Below are 23,716 nucleotides of genomic sequence, written 5' to 3' on the forward strand. Positions count from 1 at the left end.
TGTTCAATGTCTGGCTCATGGTGATCGCAGCCATTCTAGATTGGATAACAAACTTGATTTCAACCTGGCGGCTTTGCCGGATCGGGTGGGGATGCCAGCAATTTCATGCACCACGTTGGCTCAAGCTTGAATCCTGAGCGGGAAAACGCAGTCGCCGTTTTTGTTAATCCAGTACGGATTTTGGAAAGTAGAACGACAAGGTCCAATTCGGTATGTCCACAATCTCACTTATCCGAAGGTCGCCGCAGACCGAGCACAGCATATAGGCATTTAACGCCGACATGCCCGTTGTGGAGGATATCCAGTCGACCATGCCCGAGACCGCATCTCGGGCAGCCTGCATCAAGTCCTCACCGATACCAGTTGTAACCTTGTACCCTGCGCTATCGAAATGGCGGGTAACGGGGCCGCTGGTTTCGAACCTTGGGAAGGGCAGGTTTTCACCCTTGATTAGATCTATCTTGATGGCCACATCCATCGGGCTTTCGATTGCGGTACCACAAATCTCGCCATCGCCCTGCGCGGCATGTGTGTCGCCCAGCGACAACATCCCGCCTGTCACCTCAACCGGCAGGTAGAGCGTTGTGCCCACACAATTGTCGCGGATGTCCAGATTGCCACCGACCCGGCGCGGGGGGACGACTGAATGCAGGCCCGGTTCCGCCAGTGCCAGCCCGATTGTGCCCACAAACGGCTTGAGCGGAACCTTGCCGCCGGGGCCGAACAAGGCTGGAGACATCGCGATCGCATCGTATTTCCAGATATGAAGCGCCGCATCAGGAAACTTATCAGTCAACAAACCAAAACCGGGGATGTTGGCAGTCCAACCCCAGCCTGTAGGCTTGAAGTCGAGGAACGAGACAGCAACTGTATCGCCTGGCTCAGCCCCCTTTATTTGAATTGGTCCGGTGACCGGGTTGACCTCGTCAAAAGACAGCGCGTCCAGATCAGCCAAGGTTGAAGATGCGTTCAATTGCCCCCCCGAACTGTCGATGGTCTCGACCTCGATCGTATCACCCGGATCGACGCTCAGGACGGGCTCAATGGAGTTGTCCCAGCCAAAATGGTGGTTGTGCTTGTGAATGGTGTGGTTGCAGCCCATGACTCACTCCTGTTTTCTCAGTACGAGGTCCTCGATTTCGGAATCACCCATGATGCCGCCGGGGCGCAGTGCCATTGTCAGCACGATCACCGTACCAAGGGCGATGCCTGACAGACCCAGCACCTCGGGCAGGTCAATCCCCAGCAGGGCCGGACCGGTTTCCAGCCAACGTACGCATTCCAGCCCGAACGAGATCAGCAAGGTTCCGAGTACAGCCCCCGTGACCGTCCGCATTCCCCCGAGGATTAGCATGGCGAGCGTCAGGAAGACGTGGTTGAAATAGAACGGTCGTGCACTGATCGTACCAAGGAAGAACGCATAGGCAATCCCGGCCACCGCCAGCAGCACCGCCGAAAGAACCCAGGCAATCAGGCGCAGTTTGCGGATGTTCACGCCCATCGCCACCGCGCCAACCTCATCGTCAGCGCAGGCACGCAACTGAATGCCCCAGCGGCTTTCCCGAAACAGGCGCACAACAAAAACCACGATCACTGACAGGATTACGATGGACGTCAGCGAGAACACTTGCGGGATGCCGAAGAATGCCTGATTTCCTTTGAAAATATCCGTACGGTACAAAAACACCGAATGAACGATGACCAGAACGGCGAGGGAAAAGATGGTCACGCCCGACCCCGTTAGGCGCACTACGAACAAGCCGACAATCAGCGCAAGCGCCGCCGTGATCACGATGGCCAGCAATGCCGAGGTCACAGGATCCAACGAAAACGCGTTCAAGCCCCAAGGCGCATCCGGCAGCGAAATCGATTTGACAGTCACCGGAGTCACGCAGATTGCAGCCACGTAGGCCCCGATCCCCATAAAGGCACTGTGGCTGAGATTGGTCAGCCGAGCGTTACCCATGAATACTTGCATCGCAAGTACAACCAGCAAGTTCACAAAGGCGCTGTAGGCCAGCCGCAACTGATAGCGCGAGCCGAAATAGATCACGATCAGGCCAATGATGATCAGCACAGCGGCCAGGATCGCAGCACCCACTAGTCCGCGTTTCTGACTGGGGTTCACGATCATATCTTGTCACCCTTCTCAGTTGGAGGAGAAAGGATGCCATTCGGCCTCCAGACCAAAACCAGGGCAATGATGCCAAAGACAAAGGCATCTTTCATGCCGCCATATTCCTGCGGCAGCAATACCAGCATTGCGACCTCGACCGCGCCAAGAAGAAAGCCACCCAGCACCGCGCCGGGCAGGCTACCAAACCCGCCGACAACGCAGGCCACAAAGGCTTTGAGCACCGGATTGAACCCCAGATGCGGATCGACCGACCCGCGCCGTGCCATGATGAAGATACAGGCCAGGCCGGCCAGAAGCCCCGACACCATGAAGGCCACGGCAAACACCCGGTTTGATCTGACGCCGACCATGCGGACCATCTCAAAATCAAGCGAGGCGGCGCGCATGGCCAGACCCAGAGTCGTGCGCTTGAGAAACAGCATCAGCCCGACGATCACCAGAACCGTCGTCACTGCCTCGAACACCTGAAGCGAGGACACCCGCACGCCCAGCACTTGTACCGGCCAGTCCAGAAAATAGAGTGAGGTAACGGCCACGGGTCGGGGCGAAACTGCCAGCAGAAATACGTTTTGCAGGATGATCGAAACGCCGAAAGCGGTAAGCAGACCCGTCGTTGGGTCCGCATAGCGTACGGGCCGGAACGCCACCCGTTCCAGTGCCAGCGACATCAATACTGCCGCCGCAATTGCACCACCGATGACGATGAACGGATTGCTCAGCGCCAGCGCGGCAAAAGCGACCATCGTATAGCCGCCCACAGCGATCACCTCGCCGTGGGCAAAATTCACCAACCCCATGATTGAGAAGACAATTGCGAGACCCAAGGCGATCAGCGCATATTCTGCCCCAAAGGCGAGAGCGTTCATAACCTGCTGGGCCACATATTCCATATTAGGCGATCCCCGTGAGTTCCGCCATCAGCGCGCTGCTTTGGCCCAGTGTTTCCTTTGTACCCTCGGCCACGATCCTTCCGTTGTTTAGAAGATACGCATAATCCGAAAGGCGCAGCGCTTGTGATGCATTCTGTTCCACCAACAGGATAGTCATGCCTTCGGCTTTCAGTCGTTCAATCATCTGGAATATCTGGGTGACGATTTTGGGGGCCAGTCCCAGGCTAGGTTCGTCCAGCAATAGGATCTTGGGCCGCGTCATTAGCGCGCGCGAAATGGCGAGCATCTGCTGCTCTCCACCCGACAAAGTACCAGCGAGCTGGTTGCGCCGCTCGCCCAGGATTGGAAATGTTTCAAGCCAAAGCGCTGTATCCGAATCTTTGCCGTCGCGGTCAGGGCGGGTCGCACCGCCCAGAACCAGATTTTCCTCGACACTTAGATTTGAAAAAACCCGGCGCCCCTCGGGAGCCACGGACATACCTGCCTGCACCCGCGTTTCCACCGGCAGGGCCGAGATGTTAGCTCCGTCAAACGAAATCCGCCCCGACGATTGGGCCACTCCCATCAACGCAGAGATAGTCGAGGTCTTACCCGCCCCGTTCGGGCCCAACAAGGACACGCAACAGCCTTGCTCTACAGCAAAAGAGATGCCGTGCACGGCTTCGATCGGGCCGTGAGAAACTATAAGATTTTCTACATTCAACATTGATTGGGTTTTGGGGGCGGGAAACGCCCCCAACTGTGTGCTCAGTTCCATTCCTTTGGTGTGTTTTCTGGGATCTCGTTTGAGATCAATACTCGCTTGCCGTCCTTGTAGCCGATCACCGGGATCGTACGTTGGGCGTAGGTTTTGGTATCCTTGAACGAAATGTTGTCGACCGTCAGAACCGGGATGGTATCGGCATTACGGATCGTTTCGGCGATGACCGCCGGGTCGGAGCTGCCCGAAGTTTCGACAGCCCAGGCCACGGCCTTGACCGTGTCGGCGCCGGTGGCAGGAAACAAGCCCGGCACGTCATGGCCTAATTCCTTGCAATCGGACATAAATTTCACCACGGCGCTCTCGTCATGGCTTGGGGCCAGCGTGGCAAAGAAAACCTTATCCAGGATGGATGGATCATCAACGGCGACCGCATCCAGCGACGGGTCGTCAAACCCATCGGAACCAACCACCCAGGCATCAATCCCGGCACTGCGCAGCTGCCGGACCAGAACGCCGATATCAGGCATGATCGAAGAGATATAAACTGCGTCGATCTGTTCCCCCAGCGCCTTCATATCGGCGATCTGCGGAGACCAATCCGAGGTACCAAAGCTGAAATTCATCTTGGTCAGCACCTTGCCCCCGCCTTCTTCGATCACCTGGCCGAACCAGAGCGGTGTCCGCGCCGACCATGATCCGCCTTCGTCCGAGGTCAGTAGGACTACGTTTTTGACGCCCTGACTCAGCGCATAGTTGGCAGCTGCGGTGGCGGTGAATGGATCGGGCGAGACACCAGTAAAGAAATTGTCGACGATGCCGGCGTGCATCTCGACCTGCGTGGACTGCGGTTGGAAGATCGACACGCCATAGGGCTGGGCGATCTGTGCAACCGGGATCATCGTATCCGAAAACGGCGTGGTGCCCAGCATCACGACCCCTTCATCCAGAAACTTTTGAGCCAGTGAAATCGCCGCCTGCGTGTCGCCCGCGGAATCCTGCACCAGCACTTCGATCTTCTTGCCACCCGCGCCACCTTCGGCGTTGATCATGTCGGCCATGCAGCGCGCGCCCAGATATTCAGAATAAATCGCCAAATCGCCGGTCATCGGCACACCCAGGCCGATCTTGATTGTGTCCTCGGCAACAGCCGGAATTGCCAGGCTCATGGCAGTCAGAGTGGAAAGGGTCAGCTTCATCATACTCATTCTCCTGTTGATAGCCGCCTGCGTCACGCGGCCTGTTCATCGGTTTCGCCAAGATAAGCGTCTATAACCTCTTGGTTCTTCGTTATGTCTTCGGGCGCGCCTTCGGCGATAACGGTGCCCATGTTCAAAACGGTGATCCTGTCACATAGCGACATGATGAATTTCAGATCATGGTCGATGACCAGGATCGCGCAATCCGAATGCGCTCGGACCCAGGTTAGAGATCGGCCCAGAGCGTCAGTTTCCTGTTCGTTCATCCCGGCGGCGGGTTCATCAAGCATCAGGACGCGCGGATTCAGGGCCAGCGCACGCACTATTTCCAGCCGCCGAAGCTGCCCATAGGCCAGCGAGCCAGCGCTTTGGTTCAGTTTGTCCGACAGGCCGAATTCAACGATCGCGGCGTCCACAATCGCCGCACCCCGCCCTGAATAGCGGGCAACGTCTATATTCTGGGCGACGCTAAGGCTTGGAAAAACCCGCAGATTCTGGAAAGTCCGCGCCACACCGCGTGCAGCGCGCTCATGCGCGCGCAGTCGGTCCAACGGTTCGCCGTCCAACGACAGGCTGCCCGCCGAATGGGACAGCAGACCCGAAATCAGATTCACGAGCGTCGTCTTACCCGCCCCGTTAGGACCGATCAGGCCGCGCACCTCGCCTGAGCCCACGGACATAGTCACATCCTCGACCGCGTGGACCCCGCCAAAAGTCTTGGTGATGCCGTTCAGTTCAAGCATGCCCCAGTTCCTCGACCAGTTCAGCCGCCGTCATCTGCCTGCAATAGCCTTTAATCGTACTCAGGGAATTCTCGTGGCGTTCAGGCGAGTAGGTGAGGCAGGCATCGGTTACCTGAGTCACCAGATAGCCAAGATCGCAAGCATCCCGGATCGCGCTTTCAACGCATTGGTCGGTGACCAATCCGGCCAGGACTACCTGCCGGACGCCCAGATTGCGCAGGATATAATCGATATGCGTGGACACAAAGACCGAGGATGAGGATTTAGGCAGCACGATCTCATCCCCCACGGGTGCAATCTGATCGATCACCTTACCGTCCCAACTGCCCTTGGGAACATGGAAGCCGGTAATCTTGTAATCCAGCGACCGGTCGCGCCCGTCCAGTGTCAGGCTTTCGATATTGGTATACATTACCTCAACACCAGCGGTGCGGCAGGCAGTCTGAATGGCCTGCATGTTCGGGATTACACGGGTTTCCAGCTGATCGAAAAACCAGCCGTATTTCTGCTGAAATTCGGCCTCAGGCAGGTCCTTGAATTCAGCCCCGTCCCGATGGGCCGAGAAATTTTGTACATCTATGAACAAAAGCGCAGATTGCGACGGTATCAGCGGAACATTACGGGTCAGGGTCACGGCTTGGCCTCCAGTAAACTGGTAAAAGCATCCGCCAAAAGCTGCGCCCAGTCCGCCGCGCCTTTTGCATCGCGGATCAGGTCGTTGCGAATCTCGACCAGAGAATGCGCCAGACCACGCGGTTCGACGAAGTGCGGGATGAACCAGTCGCTTTCACTGTCGATCTGGTAGGGCTGGTTCAACGCCAAGTGTAGGTCTGGTCGGCGGGCTGAAATGTGGGCGATCAGCGCCTGGCCCGTTGCCGTGTCTTCGCGTGTAAGGAACCCAGCGTGCCACGGCCGGGACACACCCGCAACATGCGCAGTGAAGGAATGAATCGAGACCGCCAGCGTACGGGGAACGCGGTCTAGCATATGTTCGATTGCGGTATTTAGCGGTGCCATAATTTCTTTCTGTCGCGCAGTTCGCTCGGACGCGGTAAGGTTTAGATTCGCCGGAATCTGCTCATCAAAGCTGAATGGCGGAATCGAATCCGGGGCATCCAAGGGTCGGTTACAGTCAATTACCAGCCGGGAATAACGCTGCAAAAGCAGTGGGGCCTTTAACCGATCAGCCAGTTGCCGCGCCACTGCCTCGGCACCTATATCCCAACCGCGGTGACTGGCCTGCACTTCTTCCGAGATACCCAGATCGCCAAGTTTTTGAGGGATCTGCCGGCCGGCGTGTTCGCACAGTAAGACGACCGGGGCATCACTATCGCGATTGACCCACTCCACCGGGGCGGGATCCCCGGAGAGCAGCAGGCTCTCGGTTGCGACGGAAGTGTTCATGCGGTCCAAATTAGGGAACAATTTTTTTCAGAGTCAACAAAAAATAGATTGACTGAAATTTTCCTTCCATGCGATCCCTTCAATACAGGAGGTATACGCGTGCTTGTCCGGCAACGAATAGAGGCCAAGGCCGAAAGTATGACCGCAAGCGAGCGTAAGCTGGCCGCCGCCTTGCTGAGCGATTATCCCTATGCGGGCCTTGTCTCGATCCAGGAACTGGCTCAACGGGCTGAGGTTTCGGCCCCTTCGATCTCGCGGTTTGTGATCAAGATCGGATTGGGCGGGTATCAGGAATTCCAACGTGCGCTGCTGTCCGAACTGAAGGAGGGGGAACGGTCGCCTACCGATCTGCACGGTGAAGGGCGCAGCGTCGATGGCGGTTTCCTAAGGGATTTCATCGCGCGCGCCTCATCCCAGATGGCGCTGTCGGCGGAAGGTATTACCGAGGCGCAATTCCAACGGATCTGCACCTTACTGAGCCAACCTAAAAGCGATGTCTACACTCTTGGCGGGCGGATTAGCGACACCATTGCGCGGCACTTGTCCTTTCACCTACGCCAGACCCGTAGTGGCGTTTACCATCTTCCGGCCAATAGCGAAGTCTGGCCAGAATATTTGCTGCGAATGAATTCTGCTGACATCTTGTTTCTCGTCGATTTTCGCCGCTACCAACCTGCGTTAGCGCAACTGGCAGCCACAGCGACGCAGGAACGGGGTGTGAGAGTCGTGCTGATGACAGACAAATGGCTGTCACCAATCTCGCGCCACGCCGCTGAAATCTTGCCGGTTCCGATCGAAAGCGGCACACTCTGGGACACATATACTGCAGCCCTTGCGGTGACCGAGGCGTTGGTTACCCGTATCGCCGAAGACAACTGGGATCAGACCAAATCCCGTATCGAAGCCTGGGACGCCATGCGATCCCACAATCAGGATTCCAATTCATGATGCCCAAGACCCCCTTAATCTTTGCCGCTACATCCGATCTTGCCGGAAAACTGCGGGGCAAGGCATTTCCGGCAGATCAACTGAATATGCGGTTGAAACGAGGGGTGGGGTGGACACCGACCAATGTTCAGATCAACTGTTTTGACGTAATCGCCGAAAGTCCATTTGGGGCTTTGGGCGATCTGCTTTTGATCCCGGACGCAACTGCTGAGGCCAAGGTAGAGCTCGGTGAACATCCGGGGCTGCATTTCCTAATGGGCGATATTGTCACGCTGGAAGGCAAACCTTGGGCGTATTGCACGCGTGGTTTGCTGAAGGCGGCGCTGGACCGGCTATACGAGGCGTCCGGTGCGCGGGTGCTGGCAGCGTTCGAACATGAGTTTCAATTGAAAGACCAACCGGACCAGACCAACGAGGCCTATGGTCACCGGGGTTTCAGCCTGCAGCGTGAACTGTGCGAGACGCTGATCGCCGCAATCTCGCAAGTTGGTCTGAAACCGGATTCGATAATGAAGGAATACGGCCCAAACCAATACGAAGTTGTGATTGGCCCGGAACTGGGCGTTCGGGCCGCCGACGCCGCCATCATGGTGCGCGAACTAACCTATGCCACCGCGCGCGCCTATGGGGAGCGAGCCACTTATACCCCCATTCGCGATGTCGCGAGCGTCGGCAACGGGGTGCATATCCACATGAGCTTTGTGGACGATCAGGGCACGCCGTTGACCTACAGTGCAGACGGGCCATCCGGGATGTCTGCCCTGACGGGCGCGTTCGCCGCCGGGGTGCTGACATATCTGGATGCGATACTGGCGCTGACCGCACCGTCGGTAATCTCCTACGAACGCCTGACCCCTCATCGCTGGTCTGCGGCCTTCAACAACCTAGGCTTCCGCGACCGCGAGGCGTCTTTACGTATTTGCCCGGTAACGGCCAAAGACCCGACCTCTGTCGCGCGACAATTCAACATCGAATACCGCGCAGCTGACGCCGCAGCCTCGCCCCATCTGGCGCTTGCTGCCATCATCATGGCTGGGGCCCAGGGCATAGAAGAGGGTTTGACCGCGCCGACCCCAACGGAAGACGATTTGTCTCTACTAGATGCCGCAGAGCTGGCCAAAAGTGGCATCGTGCGTCTACCGCAGACATTGGAAGAAGCGCTGGACCGGTTCATAAACAACCCGGTGGTGACTGCCTGGTTCCCGGACGGGTTTGCACAGGTCTACCGCGCGCACAAACAATCAGAGATTGAAACAACAGCGGATTTGGAAACGGAAGCACGCTGCCGTCTGTACGAAGAAACGTATTAGAGGCAGGACCCTCAGGTGTTTGCGGTAAATGCCATGATCGAAGCCTCGCGCATAAATTGCTCGGCCGATGTCTAGCCCGGCGTATATTAAACCGCAGATCGCACCCCGGACAACTTTGCGGTGCTGATTTGTACAACGGGAACCACGGACCATTCCAATGGCGCGATGCTGAGCAATCGAGTTCTGCTATGGCGGTGGTGTAGACAGCGCAATTGCCGTCGCCTACCACGGACTGGCCGCTGGCGTACCGTTCTACGGACGCCAGCCAACAGGTCAGGATGTGGCTAAAATTCAGGCACCTTTGCTAACTCAGATGGGAGAGCTTGGTGAACGTATCAACGCAAATTGGCCAGATTTTGAGGCCGCTCTGCAATCCAAAAACAAGGTTTACGAGGCTTATTTCTACAAATTGCCAATTACGGTTTTCATAACGACAGCACGCCACGCTATGATGAGCAGATGGCAAACCTAGCCTGGAACCGCACCATTGATTGGTTCAACAATTATTTAAAATGATCAGAGTGAGCGACGAAGCGAACCTTGCATGGTTCTGATACGGAAATCCAATCGGCAAAAGGAATCACGCCGTTGCTGCGAGTTAAAGAGGTGAGTTCCGCGAATTGACGAAACCGATAGATTGCAGGCAAAAAATCTAGCGTCATGCCGCACTTGCCGACGGATCGATGGAGGTAAACTTAGCTGCCTTTAGTCTCAACTGAGACAACTATCCCGTGCTTAAGCAGCTTTTCTTGAACTTCGCCCAAGCTCAATTTGAACTGCGTATTCAGACAAACAGGCTGAGCAATAATTTGTGCCAGAAATCGGTGGAGCTTTCGGCTGAAAGACAGACTTTGCATCTAACCCATCTACGCGGAAACGGAACGTCAACAACCGCCCCCGCATGGCCTAGACGTAATCGGGCAGGTTTTTTTGGGGGTTCAAGCATTCCGCGCATGCCGCAACCGAACAGCATCCAGCAGCGGTCGAGGGTTGTTGCAGCGATCAATGGCGCCGTTTCGTAAGAAATACCCGCGATCCACATCAACCAATGTATCGCAAAACACACGCGTGCTGTTGAGTTTTGGCCGAATGTCCATCGCTTCCAACACCCGGGCGACGGTCGCGTTGTCGTCAGCGTGCGGAACGGCCGGGTTATCTCCGGCGACCCTCATGTGCACTGATGCTTTCAAGTCGTGACTAGCAACAGCTCGATCCGCCGCCTCCAATACCTGGCACACCGGGTCGCTATTGTTGAGCCGAAAGACAGCGCCGACAACGCCGCACTTCTTGGGCAGAGCGGAAAGGGCCACAAGCTGGTCGTTATCTGTCGCGTTAAACCCGTGATTTATGACATGGAAATAAGTATCTTCGGCCTTGATATCGTCCTTCGTACGCATCCGGGAAATGTAGATTGGTAGACCCGTCTTTTCATGGGCATGAGCTAACGCATCTGCCGACGATTCAACATCACCCCAGTTCAGCGTGACCTCCCAATCACTCAAACGGGCCGCTTCAGACGCGATCAGATCCAGGTGGTCTTCTGGAATGCCAAAGCCAAACAAAGTTATTCGAAATCCAAGATGTTTCAGAACCCCAATTCGCGCGCGACGCGCTGGGTCTAGCAGATCATGCAACGGTATACGAATATCGCGCACGCCCATCTCTTGCAGCGCCAGCAGGTGATAGTCATTGCGTACCGGTTTGCGATCAAACTCATCCAGACCGCCACTAGGAGGCACTTCGGAGATTTCGGCCCAGTTCTGCCTAAGGTCGAAGCCGATCAAAGGGTTTTTGTTCTCACGTGGGTCCGGTGCAAGTTCCAGCACCTCATCCGAAAGCTGCGCGCCTGATGCCAGTTCAGCCCCGTATGTGCGCACGAACTTGGTTACGTGGCCATTTTCATACACGTTGACCACAAAATACCCCAGCTTTGCCGCGTCATTGCGACCGAACTCGCTGCCTTCGGGTGGAATCGCGCGTAGCATCTCTGAATAGTCTTGTCGGACAAAGCTGGTTGCCGGGGCCAGATAATAGTCAGTCCTGCCAGAGCGGTCGTACCAATAATTGTGGGCATGCCCTGAAAACATGGCCTCAATCCCATGCTTTTTGAGTAACCCCAACAGCCAGCCTCTGCCTGGCTGATCAGTATTGTCATAGTGATCCAGCTCGTCGGGGTAACATAGATAGGCCGGGTGGTGCAGCATCAGCATGACGCGCTGCCCTTGCGCGGCTGCAAGTTCAGATTCAACCCACCTCTTTTGATCCGCCTCGGCTTGCAAACCGGAATTGATCAACTGCGCGTTCAATAAAATAAAGCGTACGCCGCCCTTTTCGAAGCTCTGGTAGTGGTCGCCAAACTCACCTTCCCATGCGCGGATCATCGCAGGCGTTAACGGGCTCGCCGGTCCGCCACTGATCGGAGTGTCTCCGATGTCGTGATTGCCTGGCAGGGCATGGATCGGAACCGTCAGCTCAGACACGATTGCGCGGTAGGCACTGGCGGCCTGCCTGTACAATGCTCCGGTTTCGGGAACCGGATGCAGCAGATCACCAAGATGGACAACAAAGTCCACCTCTCGGCGGTTGATATCCGCAACCACATAACGGAAACGTCGATTGGCCCGGGCGTTCACGGGAAAGGGCGAATTGCACGTTTTTTCTTCTGGATTTACATGCGTATCCGAAATCACTGCAAATCTGTACGCAAAGCGCCCCAGACCAGCATTTTCCTTATTAGCCATGGTCTTACCCTTAATCTTCGCGATTAGCCGCCGGTTGTCAGAACAGATGCCTGCCCCGTACGCGAGGCGCGAATACGGGATCGGATCAGCACAAAGATCGAGAGGGCTGTCAGTAACCAGAAAAGCCAGCAAATCGCGTTTCTGACAAAGATTGACAGGTTCCCATCAGACAACAGCAGAGACTGACGAAAGTTGTCCTCAAGGAGTGGTCCAAGAACGAAGGCAATCAGAAAGGGCGCAACCGGGATATCGAGCCTCAGCATAGCGAACCCAACCAGCCCCATGCACAGCATCACCAGGATGTCGAACAGGTTGTTGTTGACTGCATATGCGCCATAAACACACAGCGTGAAGACGATCGGGTACAGGATACGGTTTGGGATCAATGCCACGCGACTGAAAGTTTTGATGGCAACCTTACCCACGACGAAAAGGTAGGCTGAGCTGAGCAAGATACCCATGAACAACGCATAGATCATCGGCAGATTTTCAGCGAACAGAATGGGGCCGGGTCGCAGGCCGTGGATCATGAATGCGCCGAGAATTACCGCGGTGATCACATCCCCCGGCACGCCAAGCGCCAGCAGAGGGATCATAGTGGCCCCGGCTACGCCGTTGTTCCCGGCCTCTGCAGCCGCGACGCCCTCGGGTTCACCTTTGCCGAAATTTTCCGGGTTCTTTGAGTTTCGGCGCGCTTCGCTGTAGCTTAAGAAAGCCGCCGGAGCACCACCAATACCGGGGATAGCCCCCAGGATTACGCCGATAAAGCTGCCACGGATGACCGATTTTAGAGTCTTGCGAAATTCGGCGAAACTTGCGCCGCTTCCCAACTCCTGACGCTGCGCCCCTGGCGGACGGGGACGGCGTGTCGACCTATCAAGGATTTCTGGGATCGCAAACAAGCCGATGAGTACCGGAATAAAGTTCAGTCCAGACATCAACTCGTAATTCCCGAAGATGAACCGGTTCGTGCCGTAAATCAGATCTAGCCCGACTGTGGCCAGCATCAGACCCAGACAGGCCGACAGGATACCTTTGGTTAGACTAGGCCCCGCAACACCTGCAATGATCGTCAGAGAAAAAACGATCAGGGTGAAGAATTCCGGCGGACCAAAGCGCAATGCAAAAGATGCCAAAAATCCTGCAAATATGATCAGCGCGATATTCGAGATAAGATCAGCTACACAGGACGCATAAAGCGCTATATCCAACGCCTTTCGCGCCTGCCCCTTCTGCGCCAAGGGATACCCGTCGAGAATGGTACAGGATGCTGCAGGGGTGCCGGGCGTTTTGATCAGGATAGCAGTCAAAGACCCGCCATACAGACCACCTTTGTACACACCAAGTAACAGCAGAATGCCGGTTACGGGCTGCATCGTAAACGTAAACGGTAAGGCCAAGGCCACGCCCATCGGGGTTGTCATCCCAGGTATCGCGCCGATGATGGTTCCGATCAGGACTCCTATGCCAATAACCAGAATGTTCTCGAAACTCAGGAACAACTGAAAAGCCGTGGAAATATTCTCGATCATGCTCAGCTCCTCCTCAGCCTAACGTTTCGAAAATGCCAAGTGGCATCGGCACACCCGCGATGTGCAGAAAGAACAGATAAAGAAGAATGGGTAGAATGATGCTTATCGGGACAATGTAGTACCATTTGCGCTCTCCAAAGAAGAGCATCATGGCGAGCATAAGAATGATCGAGCTTGCAACCACGCCCAAGGTCGTCAACGCGAAGTAAAACAGGAACAAGGCAAAGATCAGAATGACTGTTCGCAATGCACCTGGAAGAGTGTCCAGTTTATAGGCGGCATCGGCTTCTGCGTCTTCATCCACATCGAGTTCGGGAACTTTCAAAAAGTAGGACTCAGCTAGCAGACACAGCGCCACGAAAACGACTGCTATCGCTATTACCCTCGGCCAGAATTCCGGCGACAATGCCGAGATCTCGATGGAACCTGGTGAGTCGACGCCAACGGGAATGAGTACGATCACCGTCAGAACACCAAGAACAAGAAACAATGCCCCCGCAAAGAGGTCCCTTTTCTTTGAGCTAACCATGATCAGCTTCCTCCCTTAAGCAAACTCAGATCAAGCTCCGCATTCGCGATATTTTCGTTAAGAGACAGGAGGCGCGCCGCGCCCATATGGGTCATTTCGCTGGATTTGATCTTGATAGGCATCTGAAGATCGGCTTTCAGGTTTTCGATCTGCTTGCGAAACCCATCCAGATAGTAGGGGGATTGGGCCAACGGACCGGCGAGCAATACCAGTTCAGGCTGTAGAACCGTCAGGCTTAACGAAAAGCAGTTTGCCGCCCTGGCTCCGAACTCCTCCAACACAGATCTGTATTCTCCATCCGGTTCATCTGCCAAGGACACAACATCCCAGATTTTCTGCGCCCTTTCCTGATCCGACATTGCGTTAAACGTCGCTGGCGTCAAAAGCTGCCGCAACAGAGCTTTCCCGCCGCACTGATCAGACAAGGAAACAGGAGTGTTTGAACTCACCCCTTCGGTGGTCTTGGCTTCGGTCAAGACACCGCCGACCCGGCCGATGCCACTGTAGGGCTGGCCGTTGACCTGCAGCCCGATCCCGAACCCAAGTGCACAATAGATCACAGCAACATTTTCGATGTTCCGTGCTACACCAAAGGTCACTTCTGACTGGCAGATCGCAGCGCTTGGGGTCTCTAACACTACCGGAACGCCAAGCTCTTCCCTTACAACCTCACAGACATTGGTTTCTTCAACCCACCCCAGAGTAGGCGCTGAAATGACGATTCCGCGCGCCTTATCGAGGTTACCAGCAATCGTCAGTCCAACGCCAAAAAGCCGGTCACGCTCTTGAACGTGTTTTTCTATCAGGGCTTTGGCCTTTTTACAGCAAGCCCTGATGAAACTAGTGCCATCGGTCAACCCTGCCCCGCCGGCATCCCAAGACGCGATACGATTGTTCGACAGATCCGCAAGTGTGACCACTTGCTGATATGCATTTATCCCAATGCCAATCACATAGCCGCCAGTGCGGTCCATGGTTAGCTTCTTGGTCCTGGGCCCCCTGCGCCCTTCAGGCTGGGACACGCCGACCTCCTGAACCAGACGAGCCTCAATCAGTTCACGTGTGATCCTTGAGACGCTCGCCGCATTCAATTCGAGATTATCGGCAATTTGCGTACGCGAAATCGTACCCGACCCCAATATCTCACCAAGAACGCGCTGGCGATTCCCGCGACCGATTTCCTCCTGTGACCAACCTGCCATTTTGCACCTCCTGAATGTATCTTTACTTAAATATTTACTTACTGCAAGTATTTTATTATGGTGAGTCTCATTCGATTCAGGGAGACGCAACAAATGAAACTAAGAAACACAGCAACCGCCGCGCTGAGCAGCCTTGCCTTGCTCGCGATCCCGATTGGGGCAGCGGCGCAGGATTATCCAAGTAAACCGGTAACTTTGGTGGTTCCCTACGGTCCCGGCGGTGCTGCCGATCTGGCCGCACGCACCCTCAGCACTGAGGTGCCGGACTACCTGGGTGAGAATATACTGGTGGTTAATAAGACTGGCGCAGGTGGCGTCGTCGGCTCGACTCAAGTCGCCAAATCGCGGCCGGATGGCTACACATTACTGATGGCGCGCGTAGGTTCTCAGGCCACTGTTCCTGCGATCAACCGCACAATCCCCTACAAGTGGGACGATTTCACTTTTCTGGGCCTGATCGAAAAGAACCCGTTTGTGTTAGGTGTCAGCGCAGATTCTCCATATCAAAACTTTGATGAGCTGAAGACTGCCATCGCGAACGGTGAACGCCTGTCTTATGCGTCCGCTGGTGTAGGCACACTTTTGCACATGGCCATGCTCATCATGTTGGACGATCTCGGCGTTGATTCAGAAGCGTTGATCCACGTACCGTTCAAAGGCGGCGGCAAAGCTACCGCAGCCGTAGTCGGTGGGCATGCTGACCTGATCTTTCACAACCTTTCAGGCCTGTCTGGTGCCATCGAATCTGACCAGATCCGGCCCTTGTTGACAACAACGCCTGAGCGCTTTGCAGCTATTCCGGACACGCCAACCGCACAGGAGCTCGGACACCCGAACCTTGAAAACGTGGTCGGCTGGACTGGGGTCTGGGGACCAAAAGACCTGCCCGAAGATGTTGTGACAAAGTGGATCGAAGTACTTGGCGCCATTTCAGCCGATGAAAGCTGGGTCGAAACAACCGAAAAACTGGGCTCGGTCCCAACGGTCCTATCACCTGACGAAACCAAAACTTTTGTCGAGGGTCAGGTTCAGACATTCAGCGACACTGCCGAAAAGTTGGGAATGATAATCCAGTAACAACTTCGGCGTCCCGGGCGGCTCCTCCCCTTTTGCTGCCCGGGATTTTTCTTCTTATTCCTGGGAAACGCAGATGGCACCTCCAAACATCCTATTTATTCAAGCAGACCAGCTCGCGGCGAATGCACTGAAAGCTTATGGAAACACGACCGTTAAGGCTCCGAATATAGACCGCCTTGCACAGAATGGAGTGGTGTTTGAGAACTGCTATTGCAATCTGCCCATGTGCGGACCGTCCCGTGCGTCGATGCACGCAGGAAAATTGCCATTCTCGATAGGCATGTATGACAACGCCAGCGAATTTCACGCCGACATTCCGACATTTGCCCATTACCTGCGCAGCATGGGCTACCGGGTCGAAATGTCCGGCAAAATGCACTTTGTCGGCCCCGATCAACTGCACGGATATGACAAACGCCATACGACTGAAATCTACCCGGCCAACTTTGCCTGGACCGTTGATTGGTCAAAGGGTTGCGAATACAAACCTACCAACTTGACCATGGCCCCTATTCTGGAAAGCGGCCCAGCCATCCGCACGATGCAGATGGATTACGATGACGAGGTCGAGTATCACGGTGTTCAAGCCCTGTATGATCTGGCGCGAAAGGGCGATGACCGTCCCTTTATGTTGACGGTATCGTTCACATCTCCGCATTCGCCGTTTGTGATCGGACAGGAATACTGGGACCTCTATGACCATGATGAAATCGAATTCCCGGCAGTTGCCCCGCTGGCATTGAATGAGATGGATCACCTCAGTCGCAACTTACATTACTGTCAGTCACGCCACGAATTCACTGTCACACCGGAAAACCGCCGCAAAGCCCGCCACGGTTATTACGGTATGATCTCGTATATCGACGAAAAGGTAGGCCGCCTTGTGGACGTTCTGGAAAAGACTGGCCAGATCGACAACACAATCGTCATTTTGACTGCCGACCACGGCGAGATGATGGGCGAGCGTGGAATGTGGTTCAAACAACATTTTTTCGAATGGGCCTCCAGCGTGCCCTTCATCGTCTATGCACCTGGACGCTTTGATCCGGCACGCGTGAAAGAGAATATCTCGCTTGTTGACCTTCTACCCACACTCGCGGACCTTGCATTTGGCGGCTCGTTTAATGACTATGCTGCCCCCATTGATGGCCAGTCACTAGTCCCTGCCTTGAAAGGCGATACACAAGGTCTCCAGGATGTCGCAATCTCAGAGTTTGCCGCTGACGGGTCGACCGGCCCTAGCCGCATGATCAAAAAGGGCCCCTGGAAGCTAATGTGGCTCGAAGGGGTCGATACGCTGCTCTACAACATTGAAGAAGACCCCAACGAAATAACCAACCGCGCCGTCGATCCAGATTGCGCAGATGTCAGGGCCGAGCTTGAAAGGATCTTGTTCGATGGCTGGAATCCCGAGGAGTTGCGCGACACGATCCGCGCCAGCCAGGTTCGTCGCCTTGCCATACACAAGGTCACCAAAGGTGATCCCACCTACGTCTACACCGTCCGCAACGATGACGACGAACGCTATATCCGTAACGCTGGCGCGGCTGACACCAAAGCGCGCGCGCGACTTCCTTACGTGGCTCCAGCTAAACCTGATCAGGTGTAATCCGTTCGTTCAGTAGAAACTTCGAAACAAAGCTAATGGTATGATGCCGTTGTTTAAAAATGCCCTTCACGGGCATCAATCCGCTACTTGGCGACGACGTAGCAACAGATCCAGCGACAGAAATAGGTCATGCGCTTAGACGAGCTTCAGCCAAAAATATGGTGAATTCACGCCAGAAGCAGGGGACATTCAACTTTGGCTAGGTATTGGAGCAAATGCCTGATCGGTTGCCCAAATCAGATCACTGAACGTGTTTCGTTAAAGCTACGAGTGTCAACCGTTCTCCCAATAGCCCGACTTTACGGTCTCAGCTAGAGATTTTGCGGCTTTTTGTTAAACGCTCTCGCAACCGTTCAATCACTACGTACAAAACCGGGACAAGCACGAGGCTAAGAATTGTAGCCACAATCATCCCGCCAAAAACAGCTGTTCCCAGAGATCTTCGAGCCGCGGAGCCAGCACCGCTAGCAACAACCAGCGGCACAACGCCCAGAATGAATGCGAATGCAGTCATCAACAATGGTCTTATTCGGATACGCGCGGCCTCCATTGCCGACTCTTCGATCGAAAGGCCTTCCTGGCGTCGACGACGGGCGAATTCGACGATCAGGATGGCTCCTTTGCTTGCGAGGCCTATCAACATGACCAGTCCGATCTGGCAATAGATGTTATTGTCGTAACCACGCAGCCATTGCGCCACCAGAGCCCCGAATATCGCGAGCGGGACCGCCAGTAGTACCATCAGGGGCATAACGAAGCTTTCATACTGCGCAGCCAAAAACAGGAAGGCGAAAATGACCGCGAGCGCGAAGAGGATCGGAGCTACATTCCCGGCCTTGATTTCTTGATAGGCATTGCCAGTCCACTCATAGGTGTACCCTCTGGGAAATGTTTGTTTCGCCAAGGTTTCCATGGCCGTGATTGCCTGGCTGGAACTGTGCCCCACTCCCGCAGCGCCACTGATGCTGGTCGAACGGAACAGGTTGTAGTGATTGATGGTCCGCGCCCCAATCTGAGGTTTCAGCTTAACCAAAGCACTCAACGGAACCATGCTGCCTTTGTCGTTGCGTACGTATAGGCGGCCTATATCTTCCTCGACTTGTCTGGCATCCACATCGGCCTGCAAATAGACTTTGTACACCCTGCCGTAGACGTTGAAATCGTTGACGTAGACACCACCCAAAAACGTTTGCAGCGCATCAAAAACATCGCCAATCGAAATCCCCTCGGTCAGAGCTTTGGTTCGGTCAAGTTCGATATGGAGCTGTGGTGTGCTCGCCGAAAACGGGCTGTAGAGGCCAGATAGTTCAGGCTGGGCATTTCCAGACGAAACCATTTCCCGGGTCACATGTTCCAAATCCTGAAGCGAGCCGCCAGTCGTATCCTGCAGTTCGAATTGAAACCCACCGGTCGGAGACAGACCAAAGATGGGCGGCGGATTGAATGTAGCAAGAACTCCACCAGGAAGCTCGTCGAATTGTGCCTGTGCTTTGGCCATGATCTCTGTCACGCTTTCACCGGAACCCTTCCTCTGGTCCCAAGGTTCGAGAATGGCGAATAGATTGCCCTGATTGGGTGCTGACGTATTCGTCAAAATGCTGAAGCCGGTGAACGTAATTACGCCTTTGACGCCCGGCAGATCATGTAGAATTTCGTAGGCCTCATCGACAACCTTTTGGGTCTGCCCCAGCGCTGTGCCTTCCGGCGTTTCCAAACTAATGATGAAATAACCCTGGTCTTCGTTTGGGATAAAACCCGCTGGCACCACGGTAAACATATAAACAGTGCCAGCCAATAAAACTGCAAAGCCCAGTGCCACAGGTTGCCAGACCCGAATGAACCAACCGACCACCGCCTCATAACGCTTCGTGAACCAGGCAAATCCGGCGTCGAATTTCTGGATTATCTTGGCTTTCGGTCGCGCTCCGCCCAAAAGCAAACCACATAAAGCCGGGCTAAGCGTCAGGGCGTTGATCGCTGAAATGGCAACGGCCGACGCAATTGTCAGGGCGAACTGCTGATAGAGCTTTCCTGTCAGCCCTGGCATCAATGCAACCGGTATGAAAACAGCCATCAGCACCAGTGAAGTAGCTACGATCGGGCTGGTGACTTCATCCATCGCTCGGCGTGCGGCTACCTTTGCGTCGGTCTCACCATTCTCGATATGCCTCGATACATTCTCGACCACGACAATGGCGTCATCGACAACCAGACCGACGGCCAGCACGAGGCCGAACAATGTTAGCAGATTGATGGAAAAACCAAGCGCTAACATCAAAGCGAAAGTGCCAATCAGACAGACCGGGATCGTTATCACCGGAATAAGCGCCGCCCGCAGGTTGGGTAGGAAAATGACGATGACAAAAACGACAAGCAGGATGGCCTGTCCGAGCGTGAGAAGAACATCCCGAATTGCTTCACGATCGAAATTAGTCGTGTCGTAGATAACGGTGTATTCGAGACCCTCGGGGAAATCCTGCGACAGCTCCGCCATGGTTTCGCGCACCTGTGATGCCAGTTGCAATGCGTTCGCACCCGGCAGCTGCATGACACCTAGACCCACCGTGGGACTGCTATCCAGAGTTGAACTGAACGAATAATCTTCGGCACCCAGTTCAACTCGCGCCACGTCCTTAAGCTTTATGACGGCACTATCGTCCCCAATACCCAGAACGATGTCCTCAAACTCTTCCTTGCTTTGCAATCTTCCCTTTGCGGTTAGTGTCAGTTGAAACTTTTGATTTTTGCCGTTCGGTGGCGCACCCAACGCACCGGCCGCGACCTGCTGGTTTTGCACGGTGATGGCGTCATAGACATCAGAGGTGGTCAGACCGAGACTTGCCATCTTTTCCGGATCAAGCCAGATCCGCATTGCATAGACCCGCTCACCCCACACCATCACCGTGCCAACGCCCGGGATACGCTTTAGGCGATCTGTGATGTGGATGTCCGCGTAGTTTGAGATGAAAAGTTCGTCGAACTGCCCGTTTGGCGAGATTAGGTTGACCCCCATCGTCAGATCAACCGACTCCTTCGTGACTGTCACCCCAGAAGCGACAACCTCGTCCGGGAGTTGCGCCATTGCCGTGGAAACCCTGTTTTGCGTGTCCACGGCCGCAATACTGAGATCGTAACCTTCCTCAAAAGTAACCGTTATGTTCGAGGTGCCGTCATTGGAGCTGGTGGACGCCATGTAGACCATGCCCTCGACACCGTTAATTTGCTCTTCAAGGGGAATGGTCACCGCCTCTTCTACGACTTCAGCGCTGCCGCCGGTATATGTGGCGCTGACGACAACCGTCGGGGGCACGACTTCCGGGAATTCGCCAACGGGAAGCAGCGGTATCGAGATCAACCCGGCGATCACGATGACCAGCGCGATAACCGAGGCGAATACGGGCCGGAAGATGAAGAACCGGCTCAGCATTCAGCCATCAGCCTTGTCATCACCCGAACCTGCGGATGGCTTTTTGATCTCGACGGCCATGCCTGATCGCACACGTTGTTGACCTTGCACAATCACCCTTTCGCTCTCTTTAAGTCCCGTCATAACAATGCGGCGACCTTCATAGTTACGACCAACAGTAACCCGGCGCATTGCGACCGTACCGTTCTTGTCGACAACAAAAACAAAGAACCCAGCTTGATCCTGTGAAATAGCTTCAGAGGGCACTGTTGTCTGGCCAGACTGTTCTGTCAGCTGAATGTTCACTCTGGCATATTGACCAGGGCGGAGCGTCTTTTCGGGATTGGGAAACACGGCACGCACAGCAATGGTGCCGGTCGTAGGATCAATTCCCGGTTCCGAAAAGTCGAGAGACCCTGAGTGCGGGTGCACGCTGCCGTCGACCAGCGTTATCGCCACCTTTAGATCTGGATTTGTCGACCTGTATTTTTCCAGTTCCAGAAATTGTGTTTCGCTTGGGCTTACATAGACGAACAGCGGGTCCATTTGGACCAGCTCTGTCAAGACGGTTTCATTTGCCGAAACGACGTTGCCGACATCCTGGTAAACACGCCCGATACGCCCATTAATTGGCGCGGAGACCGTAGCATAGTCAAGGTTAACCTGAGCCGAGTCCACCGCGCCTTGGCTACTGTCGAGATCGCCTTTGGCTTGGGCCGCGTCGGTGGTTGATTTGTCAAGTTTTTCCTGGGCGACAGCTCCGTCACTGGCCAGAGCGGAAAAACGCTCTTTCTCCCGGGTTGCGAACTCGAAACCGGCCTGGTTTTTGTCTCGTTCGCCCTTGAGGCGCTTAAGCTCAGTTGCGTAAGGACGTTGGTCGATTACGAACAAAGTTTCACCTTTGACGATATCTGTGCCTTCTTTGAAAGGGCGCGATTCAACGTGGCCATCGACACGAGATCGAACGGAAACTGTATTGGGTGACTCTGTGCGTCCGGTCAATTCAAGAAAAAGCGGCACCTTTTCTGCCGTTACCTGCGCGACGACAACTTTCGGAGCGGTGGTTTTTGTTTCATCCGCCTCTTTCTCGAAACAACCGGCAATGAGGGTCAGAATGCACAATGATAAAATATGGCGTGCACCCCGCTTCTCACCTATTTCCCCCTGCCCTAAGCGCACTCACGCCTCCCAATACCGAATAAACAGATAGCCTAATTTTTCGATGTTATCACGAACAACGTTTTCTGCGTGTCCATGACCTTTAATTCTTAGTCTCAAATTTAGCCGGAAGCGTATCGACTTTGGTCAATGTCGTATTGATCGACCCTGCTCGATCATTTTCCAGGTTAAAACTCGTAAAAGATGCCGTAACATCATCGACTTTGCGCATGTTACCGTTTGCAGCACCGCCGACCACGTCCAAGGCCCCGGCTGTCTGGAATGCAAATCCTCCAACACCGTCTGGTACGAAAAGCATATGCTGAGTTTCGCTCAACTGCTCTTCCGGGCTGATCCATCGAACCCGCGCAACAAGAACGCCGTGCCTTGTTTCCAAAAATTCAATGGCAAAGTTTGCCCCTTCAAAAGACTGGATGTTGCCTTCGGTTGTAACTGCGACGTAGGAATAGCCACTATTTGTCACCCAAATCGTATTCACCAAATCCTCTGTCGTCGTCAGATTCTCAGCATGCAGGTTACCACTCAGGAAAGACAGGAACCCGATGGCACAAATTGTTTTCGAAACAATCCGAAGAAACAAGGATTGGGTGATTGAAACTACCCAAGACTGCCAAAGCAAATATAACGGCAAAGTGCGAACGTTCATCTTAAGACTCCCAAAGAATTAAAAGTAGAATGAACCGCAATCTCTTAAGAGCCTACTGCGCACGCGCCACGCCACGCAACCCAACTGACTGGAGACCGCAACTGGCAACGACGCACCTTTGCTTTAGGTGAAGTTATCTGAAACATCACGGGAGCTTCCTTAGCACGGCACGGAACTACGGGTAATGCTTGAGGAAGTGCGTGAGGCCACTTCCAAACGCCTGCTTTCCAATCCTGACTTGAGCATCGATGCGATTGCGCAGTTACTTGGCTACTCCGACGACAGAGCTTTCCGCCGGTCCTTCCAGCGTTGGACGAACCAATCTCCTTCGCAATACAGGGACACGCTCAAAGAGAATGTCTCGTGAGCGCGCTTTCATCGCATCCACTTTGCAAAATCTCAATCTGATCGACGCCCATAGAATTAATCTTGAATAGACGTCGACGAACAAAAAACGTGATGCG

The 23,716-nt window shown here is 54.6% G+C and carries 20 protein-coding genes and 2 pseudogenes; 7 read left to right on the forward strand and 15 right to left on the reverse strand.

The features are described 5' to 3' along the window. Window positions 1–163: 163 nt before the first annotated feature. Genes ACR0DT_RS22370 through ACR0DT_RS22405 form a run of 8 tightly spaced genes read right to left on the reverse strand, consistent with a single transcriptional unit; the run spans window position 164 to window position 7,073 of the window. Entirely contained in the window at window positions 164–1,102 is a 939-nt protein-coding gene (locus ACR0DT_RS22370; protein WP_480712889.1) for an acetamidase/formamidase family protein, read from the reverse strand. Between the two features lie 3 nt (window positions 1,103–1,105). Continuing rightward, window positions 1,106–2,134 (reverse strand): branched-chain amino acid ABC transporter permease, encoded by a 1,029-nt coding sequence (locus tag ACR0DT_RS22375; protein ID WP_480712890.1) that lies wholly within the window; start codon window positions 2,132–2,134, stop codon window positions 1,106–1,108. Next, window positions 2,131–3,027, reverse strand: a complete 897-nt coding sequence (locus ACR0DT_RS22380) for a branched-chain amino acid ABC transporter permease (RefSeq protein ID WP_480712891.1) — start codon at window positions 3,025–3,027, stop codon at window positions 2,131–2,133. The genes ACR0DT_RS22375 and ACR0DT_RS22380 overlap by 4 nt, the downstream gene beginning before the upstream one ends. A gap of 1 nt (window position 3,028) precedes the next feature. Next, the gene (locus ACR0DT_RS22385; RefSeq protein ID WP_480712953.1) at window positions 3,029–3,733 is read right to left on the reverse strand and encodes an ABC transporter ATP-binding protein; all 705 of its coding nucleotides are present in this window, start codon (window positions 3,731–3,733) and stop codon (window positions 3,029–3,031) included. Between the two features lie 41 nt (window positions 3,734–3,774). Then, window positions 3,775–4,929, reverse strand: coding sequence for an ABC transporter substrate-binding protein (locus ACR0DT_RS22390; protein WP_480712892.1), 1,155 nt, complete (start codon window positions 4,927–4,929; stop codon window positions 3,775–3,777). 29 nt (window positions 4,930–4,958) lie between these two features. Next, the gene (locus ACR0DT_RS22395; protein WP_480712893.1) at window positions 4,959–5,669 is read right to left on the reverse strand and encodes an ABC transporter ATP-binding protein; all 711 of its coding nucleotides are present in this window, start codon (window positions 5,667–5,669) and stop codon (window positions 4,959–4,961) included. After that, window positions 5,662–6,303, reverse strand: a complete 642-nt coding sequence (locus ACR0DT_RS22400) for a cysteine hydrolase family protein (protein ID WP_480712894.1) — start codon at window positions 6,301–6,303, stop codon at window positions 5,662–5,664. Before ACR0DT_RS22400 ends, ACR0DT_RS22395 begins: the two co-directional genes overlap by 8 nt. Next, the gene (locus ACR0DT_RS22405; RefSeq protein ID WP_480712895.1) at window positions 6,300–7,073 is read right to left on the reverse strand and encodes an N-formylglutamate amidohydrolase; all 774 of its coding nucleotides are present in this window, start codon (window positions 7,071–7,073) and stop codon (window positions 6,300–6,302) included. Before ACR0DT_RS22405 ends, ACR0DT_RS22400 begins: the two co-directional genes overlap by 4 nt. A 99-nt stretch (window positions 7,074–7,172) precedes the next feature. Here ACR0DT_RS22405 and ACR0DT_RS22410 point away from each other — a divergent pair, with 99 nt between their 5' ends. The 4 genes and pseudogenes from ACR0DT_RS22410 to ACR0DT_RS22425 all read left to right on the forward strand — a co-directional run bounded on the left by ACR0DT_RS22410 (window position 7,173) and on the right by ACR0DT_RS22425 (window position 9,847). Next, on the forward strand, window positions 7,173–8,021 hold the full coding sequence (locus ACR0DT_RS22410; RefSeq protein WP_480712896.1) for a MurR/RpiR family transcriptional regulator: 849 nt from the start codon (window positions 7,173–7,175) through the stop codon (window positions 8,019–8,021). Further along, window positions 8,018–9,331 (forward strand): type I glutamate--ammonia ligase, encoded by a 1,314-nt coding sequence (locus ACR0DT_RS22415; protein WP_480712897.1) that lies wholly within the window; start codon window positions 8,018–8,020, stop codon window positions 9,329–9,331. The genes ACR0DT_RS22410 and ACR0DT_RS22415 overlap by 4 nt, the downstream gene beginning before the upstream one ends. A 232-nt stretch (window positions 9,332–9,563) precedes the next feature. Further along, a pseudogene (locus ACR0DT_RS22420) lies at window positions 9,564–9,677 on the forward strand (dienelactone hydrolase family protein); the annotation flags it as partial. Window positions 9,678–9,739: 62 nt separating this feature from the next. After that, a complete protein-coding gene (locus ACR0DT_RS22425; RefSeq protein ID WP_480712954.1) occupies window positions 9,740–9,847 on the forward strand; it encodes a dienelactone hydrolase family protein in 108 nt (35 codons plus the stop codon). A 422-nt stretch (window positions 9,848–10,269) separates the two neighbouring features. Here the strand turns inward: ACR0DT_RS22425 and ACR0DT_RS22430 are convergent, their stop codons facing one another. From ACR0DT_RS22430 to ACR0DT_RS22445, 4 genes are read right to left on the reverse strand one after another with little or no spacing between them, the layout of a single operon-like run. Beyond that, a complete protein-coding gene (locus ACR0DT_RS22430; protein ID WP_480712898.1) occupies window positions 10,270–12,072 on the reverse strand; it encodes a metallophosphoesterase family protein in 1,803 nt (600 codons plus the stop codon). A 23-nt stretch (window positions 12,073–12,095) separates the two neighbouring features. After that, window positions 12,096–13,604 (reverse strand): tripartite tricarboxylate transporter permease, encoded by a 1,509-nt coding sequence (locus ACR0DT_RS22435; RefSeq protein WP_480712899.1) that lies wholly within the window; start codon window positions 13,602–13,604, stop codon window positions 12,096–12,098. Window positions 13,605–13,617: 13 nt separating this feature from the next. Beyond that, a complete protein-coding gene (locus ACR0DT_RS22440; protein WP_480712900.1) occupies window positions 13,618–14,133 on the reverse strand; it encodes a tripartite tricarboxylate transporter TctB family protein in 516 nt (171 codons plus the stop codon). 2 nt (window positions 14,134–14,135) lie between these two features. Then, window positions 14,136–15,335, reverse strand: coding sequence for an ROK family transcriptional regulator (locus ACR0DT_RS22445; RefSeq protein ID WP_480712901.1), 1,200 nt, complete (start codon window positions 15,333–15,335; stop codon window positions 14,136–14,138). Between the two features lie 93 nt (window positions 15,336–15,428). Between ACR0DT_RS22445 and ACR0DT_RS22450 the strand changes: the two genes are divergently transcribed. Beyond that, window positions 15,429–16,412: a Bug family tripartite tricarboxylate transporter substrate binding protein gene (locus tag ACR0DT_RS22450; RefSeq protein WP_480712902.1), complete on the forward strand. Its 984-nt coding sequence runs from the start codon at window positions 15,429–15,431 to the stop codon at window positions 16,410–16,412. A 73-nt stretch (window positions 16,413–16,485) separates the two neighbouring features. Continuing rightward, on the forward strand, window positions 16,486–18,021 hold the full coding sequence (gene betC, locus ACR0DT_RS22455; protein WP_480712903.1) for a choline-sulfatase: 1,536 nt from the start codon (window positions 16,486–16,488) through the stop codon (window positions 18,019–18,021). Between the two features lie 307 nt (window positions 18,022–18,328). On the opposite strand, the gene ACR0DT_RS22460 is transcribed toward betC, so the two are convergent. From ACR0DT_RS22460 to ACR0DT_RS22470, 3 genes are all read right to left on the reverse strand, one after another. Continuing rightward, window positions 18,329–21,448: an efflux RND transporter permease subunit gene (locus tag ACR0DT_RS22460; RefSeq protein ID WP_480712904.1), complete on the reverse strand. Its 3,120-nt coding sequence runs from the start codon at window positions 21,446–21,448 to the stop codon at window positions 18,329–18,331. Then, window positions 21,449–22,606 carry an efflux RND transporter periplasmic adaptor subunit gene (locus ACR0DT_RS22465; RefSeq protein ID WP_480712905.1) on the reverse strand — a complete coding sequence of 386 codons (1,158 nt, stop codon included), beginning with the start codon at window positions 22,604–22,606 and terminating at the stop codon, window positions 21,449–21,451. A gap of 82 nt (window positions 22,607–22,688) precedes the next feature. Further along, window positions 22,689–23,252, reverse strand: a complete 564-nt coding sequence (locus tag ACR0DT_RS22470; RefSeq protein ID WP_480712906.1) for a hypothetical protein — start codon at window positions 23,250–23,252, stop codon at window positions 22,689–22,691. Between the two features lie 178 nt (window positions 23,253–23,430). Between ACR0DT_RS22470 and ACR0DT_RS22475 the strand changes: the two are divergent. Beyond that, window positions 23,431–23,619, forward strand: a pseudogene (locus ACR0DT_RS22475) (helix-turn-helix domain-containing protein); the annotation flags it as partial. Window positions 23,620–23,716: the final 97 nt, after the last annotated feature.

Source organism: Ruegeria sp. BI11 (assembly GCF_056538005.1).

Bases quoted from the DNA above. Each gene is read 5' to 3' on its own strand.
- ACR0DT_RS22370 (WP_480712889.1), bottom strand. From the start codon at position 1,102: ATGGGCTGCAACCACACCATTCACAAGCACAACCACCATTTTGGCTGG.
- ACR0DT_RS22375 (WP_480712890.1), bottom strand. From the start codon at position 2,134: ATGATCGTGAACCCCAGTCAGAAACGCGGACTAGTGGGTGCTGCGATC.
- ACR0DT_RS22380 (WP_480712891.1), bottom strand. From the start codon at position 3,027: ATGGAATATGTGGCCCAGCAGGTTATGAACGCTCTCGCCTTTGGGGCA.
- ACR0DT_RS22385 (WP_480712953.1), bottom strand. From the start codon at position 3,733: ATGTTGAATGTAGAAAATCTTATAGTTTCTCACGGCCCGATCGAAGCC.
- ACR0DT_RS22390 (WP_480712892.1), bottom strand. From the start codon at position 4,929: ATGATGAAGCTGACCCTTTCCACTCTGACTGCCATGAGCCTGGCAATT.
- ACR0DT_RS22395 (WP_480712893.1), bottom strand. From the start codon at position 5,669: ATGCTTGAACTGAACGGCATCACCAAGACTTTTGGCGGGGTCCACGCG.
- ACR0DT_RS22405 (WP_480712895.1), bottom strand. From the start codon at position 7,073: ATGAACACTTCCGTCGCAACCGAGAGCCTGCTGCTCTCCGGGGATCCC.
- ACR0DT_RS22415 (WP_480712897.1), top strand. From the start codon at position 8,018: ATGATGCCCAAGACCCCCTTAATCTTTGCCGCTACATCCGATCTTGCC.
- ACR0DT_RS22430 (WP_480712898.1), bottom strand. From the start codon at position 12,072: ATGGCTAATAAGGAAAATGCTGGTCTGGGGCGCTTTGCGTACAGATTT.
- ACR0DT_RS22435 (WP_480712899.1), bottom strand. From the start codon at position 13,604: ATGATCGAGAATATTTCCACGGCTTTTCAGTTGTTCCTGAGTTTCGAG.
- ACR0DT_RS22440 (WP_480712900.1), bottom strand. From the start codon at position 14,133: ATGGTTAGCTCAAAGAAAAGGGACCTCTTTGCGGGGGCATTGTTTCTT.
- ACR0DT_RS22445 (WP_480712901.1), bottom strand. From the start codon at position 15,335: ATGGCAGGTTGGTCACAGGAGGAAATCGGTCGCGGGAATCGCCAGCGC.
- ACR0DT_RS22450 (WP_480712902.1), top strand. From the start codon at position 15,429: ATGAAACTAAGAAACACAGCAACCGCCGCGCTGAGCAGCCTTGCCTTG.
- betC (WP_480712903.1), top strand. From the start codon at position 16,486: ATGGCACCTCCAAACATCCTATTTATTCAAGCAGACCAGCTCGCGGCG.
- ACR0DT_RS22460 (WP_480712904.1), bottom strand. From the start codon at position 21,448: ATGCTGAGCCGGTTCTTCATCTTCCGGCCCGTATTCGCCTCGGTTATC.
- ACR0DT_RS22470 (WP_480712906.1), bottom strand. From the start codon at position 23,252: ATGAACGTTCGCACTTTGCCGTTATATTTGCTTTGGCAGTCTTGGGTA.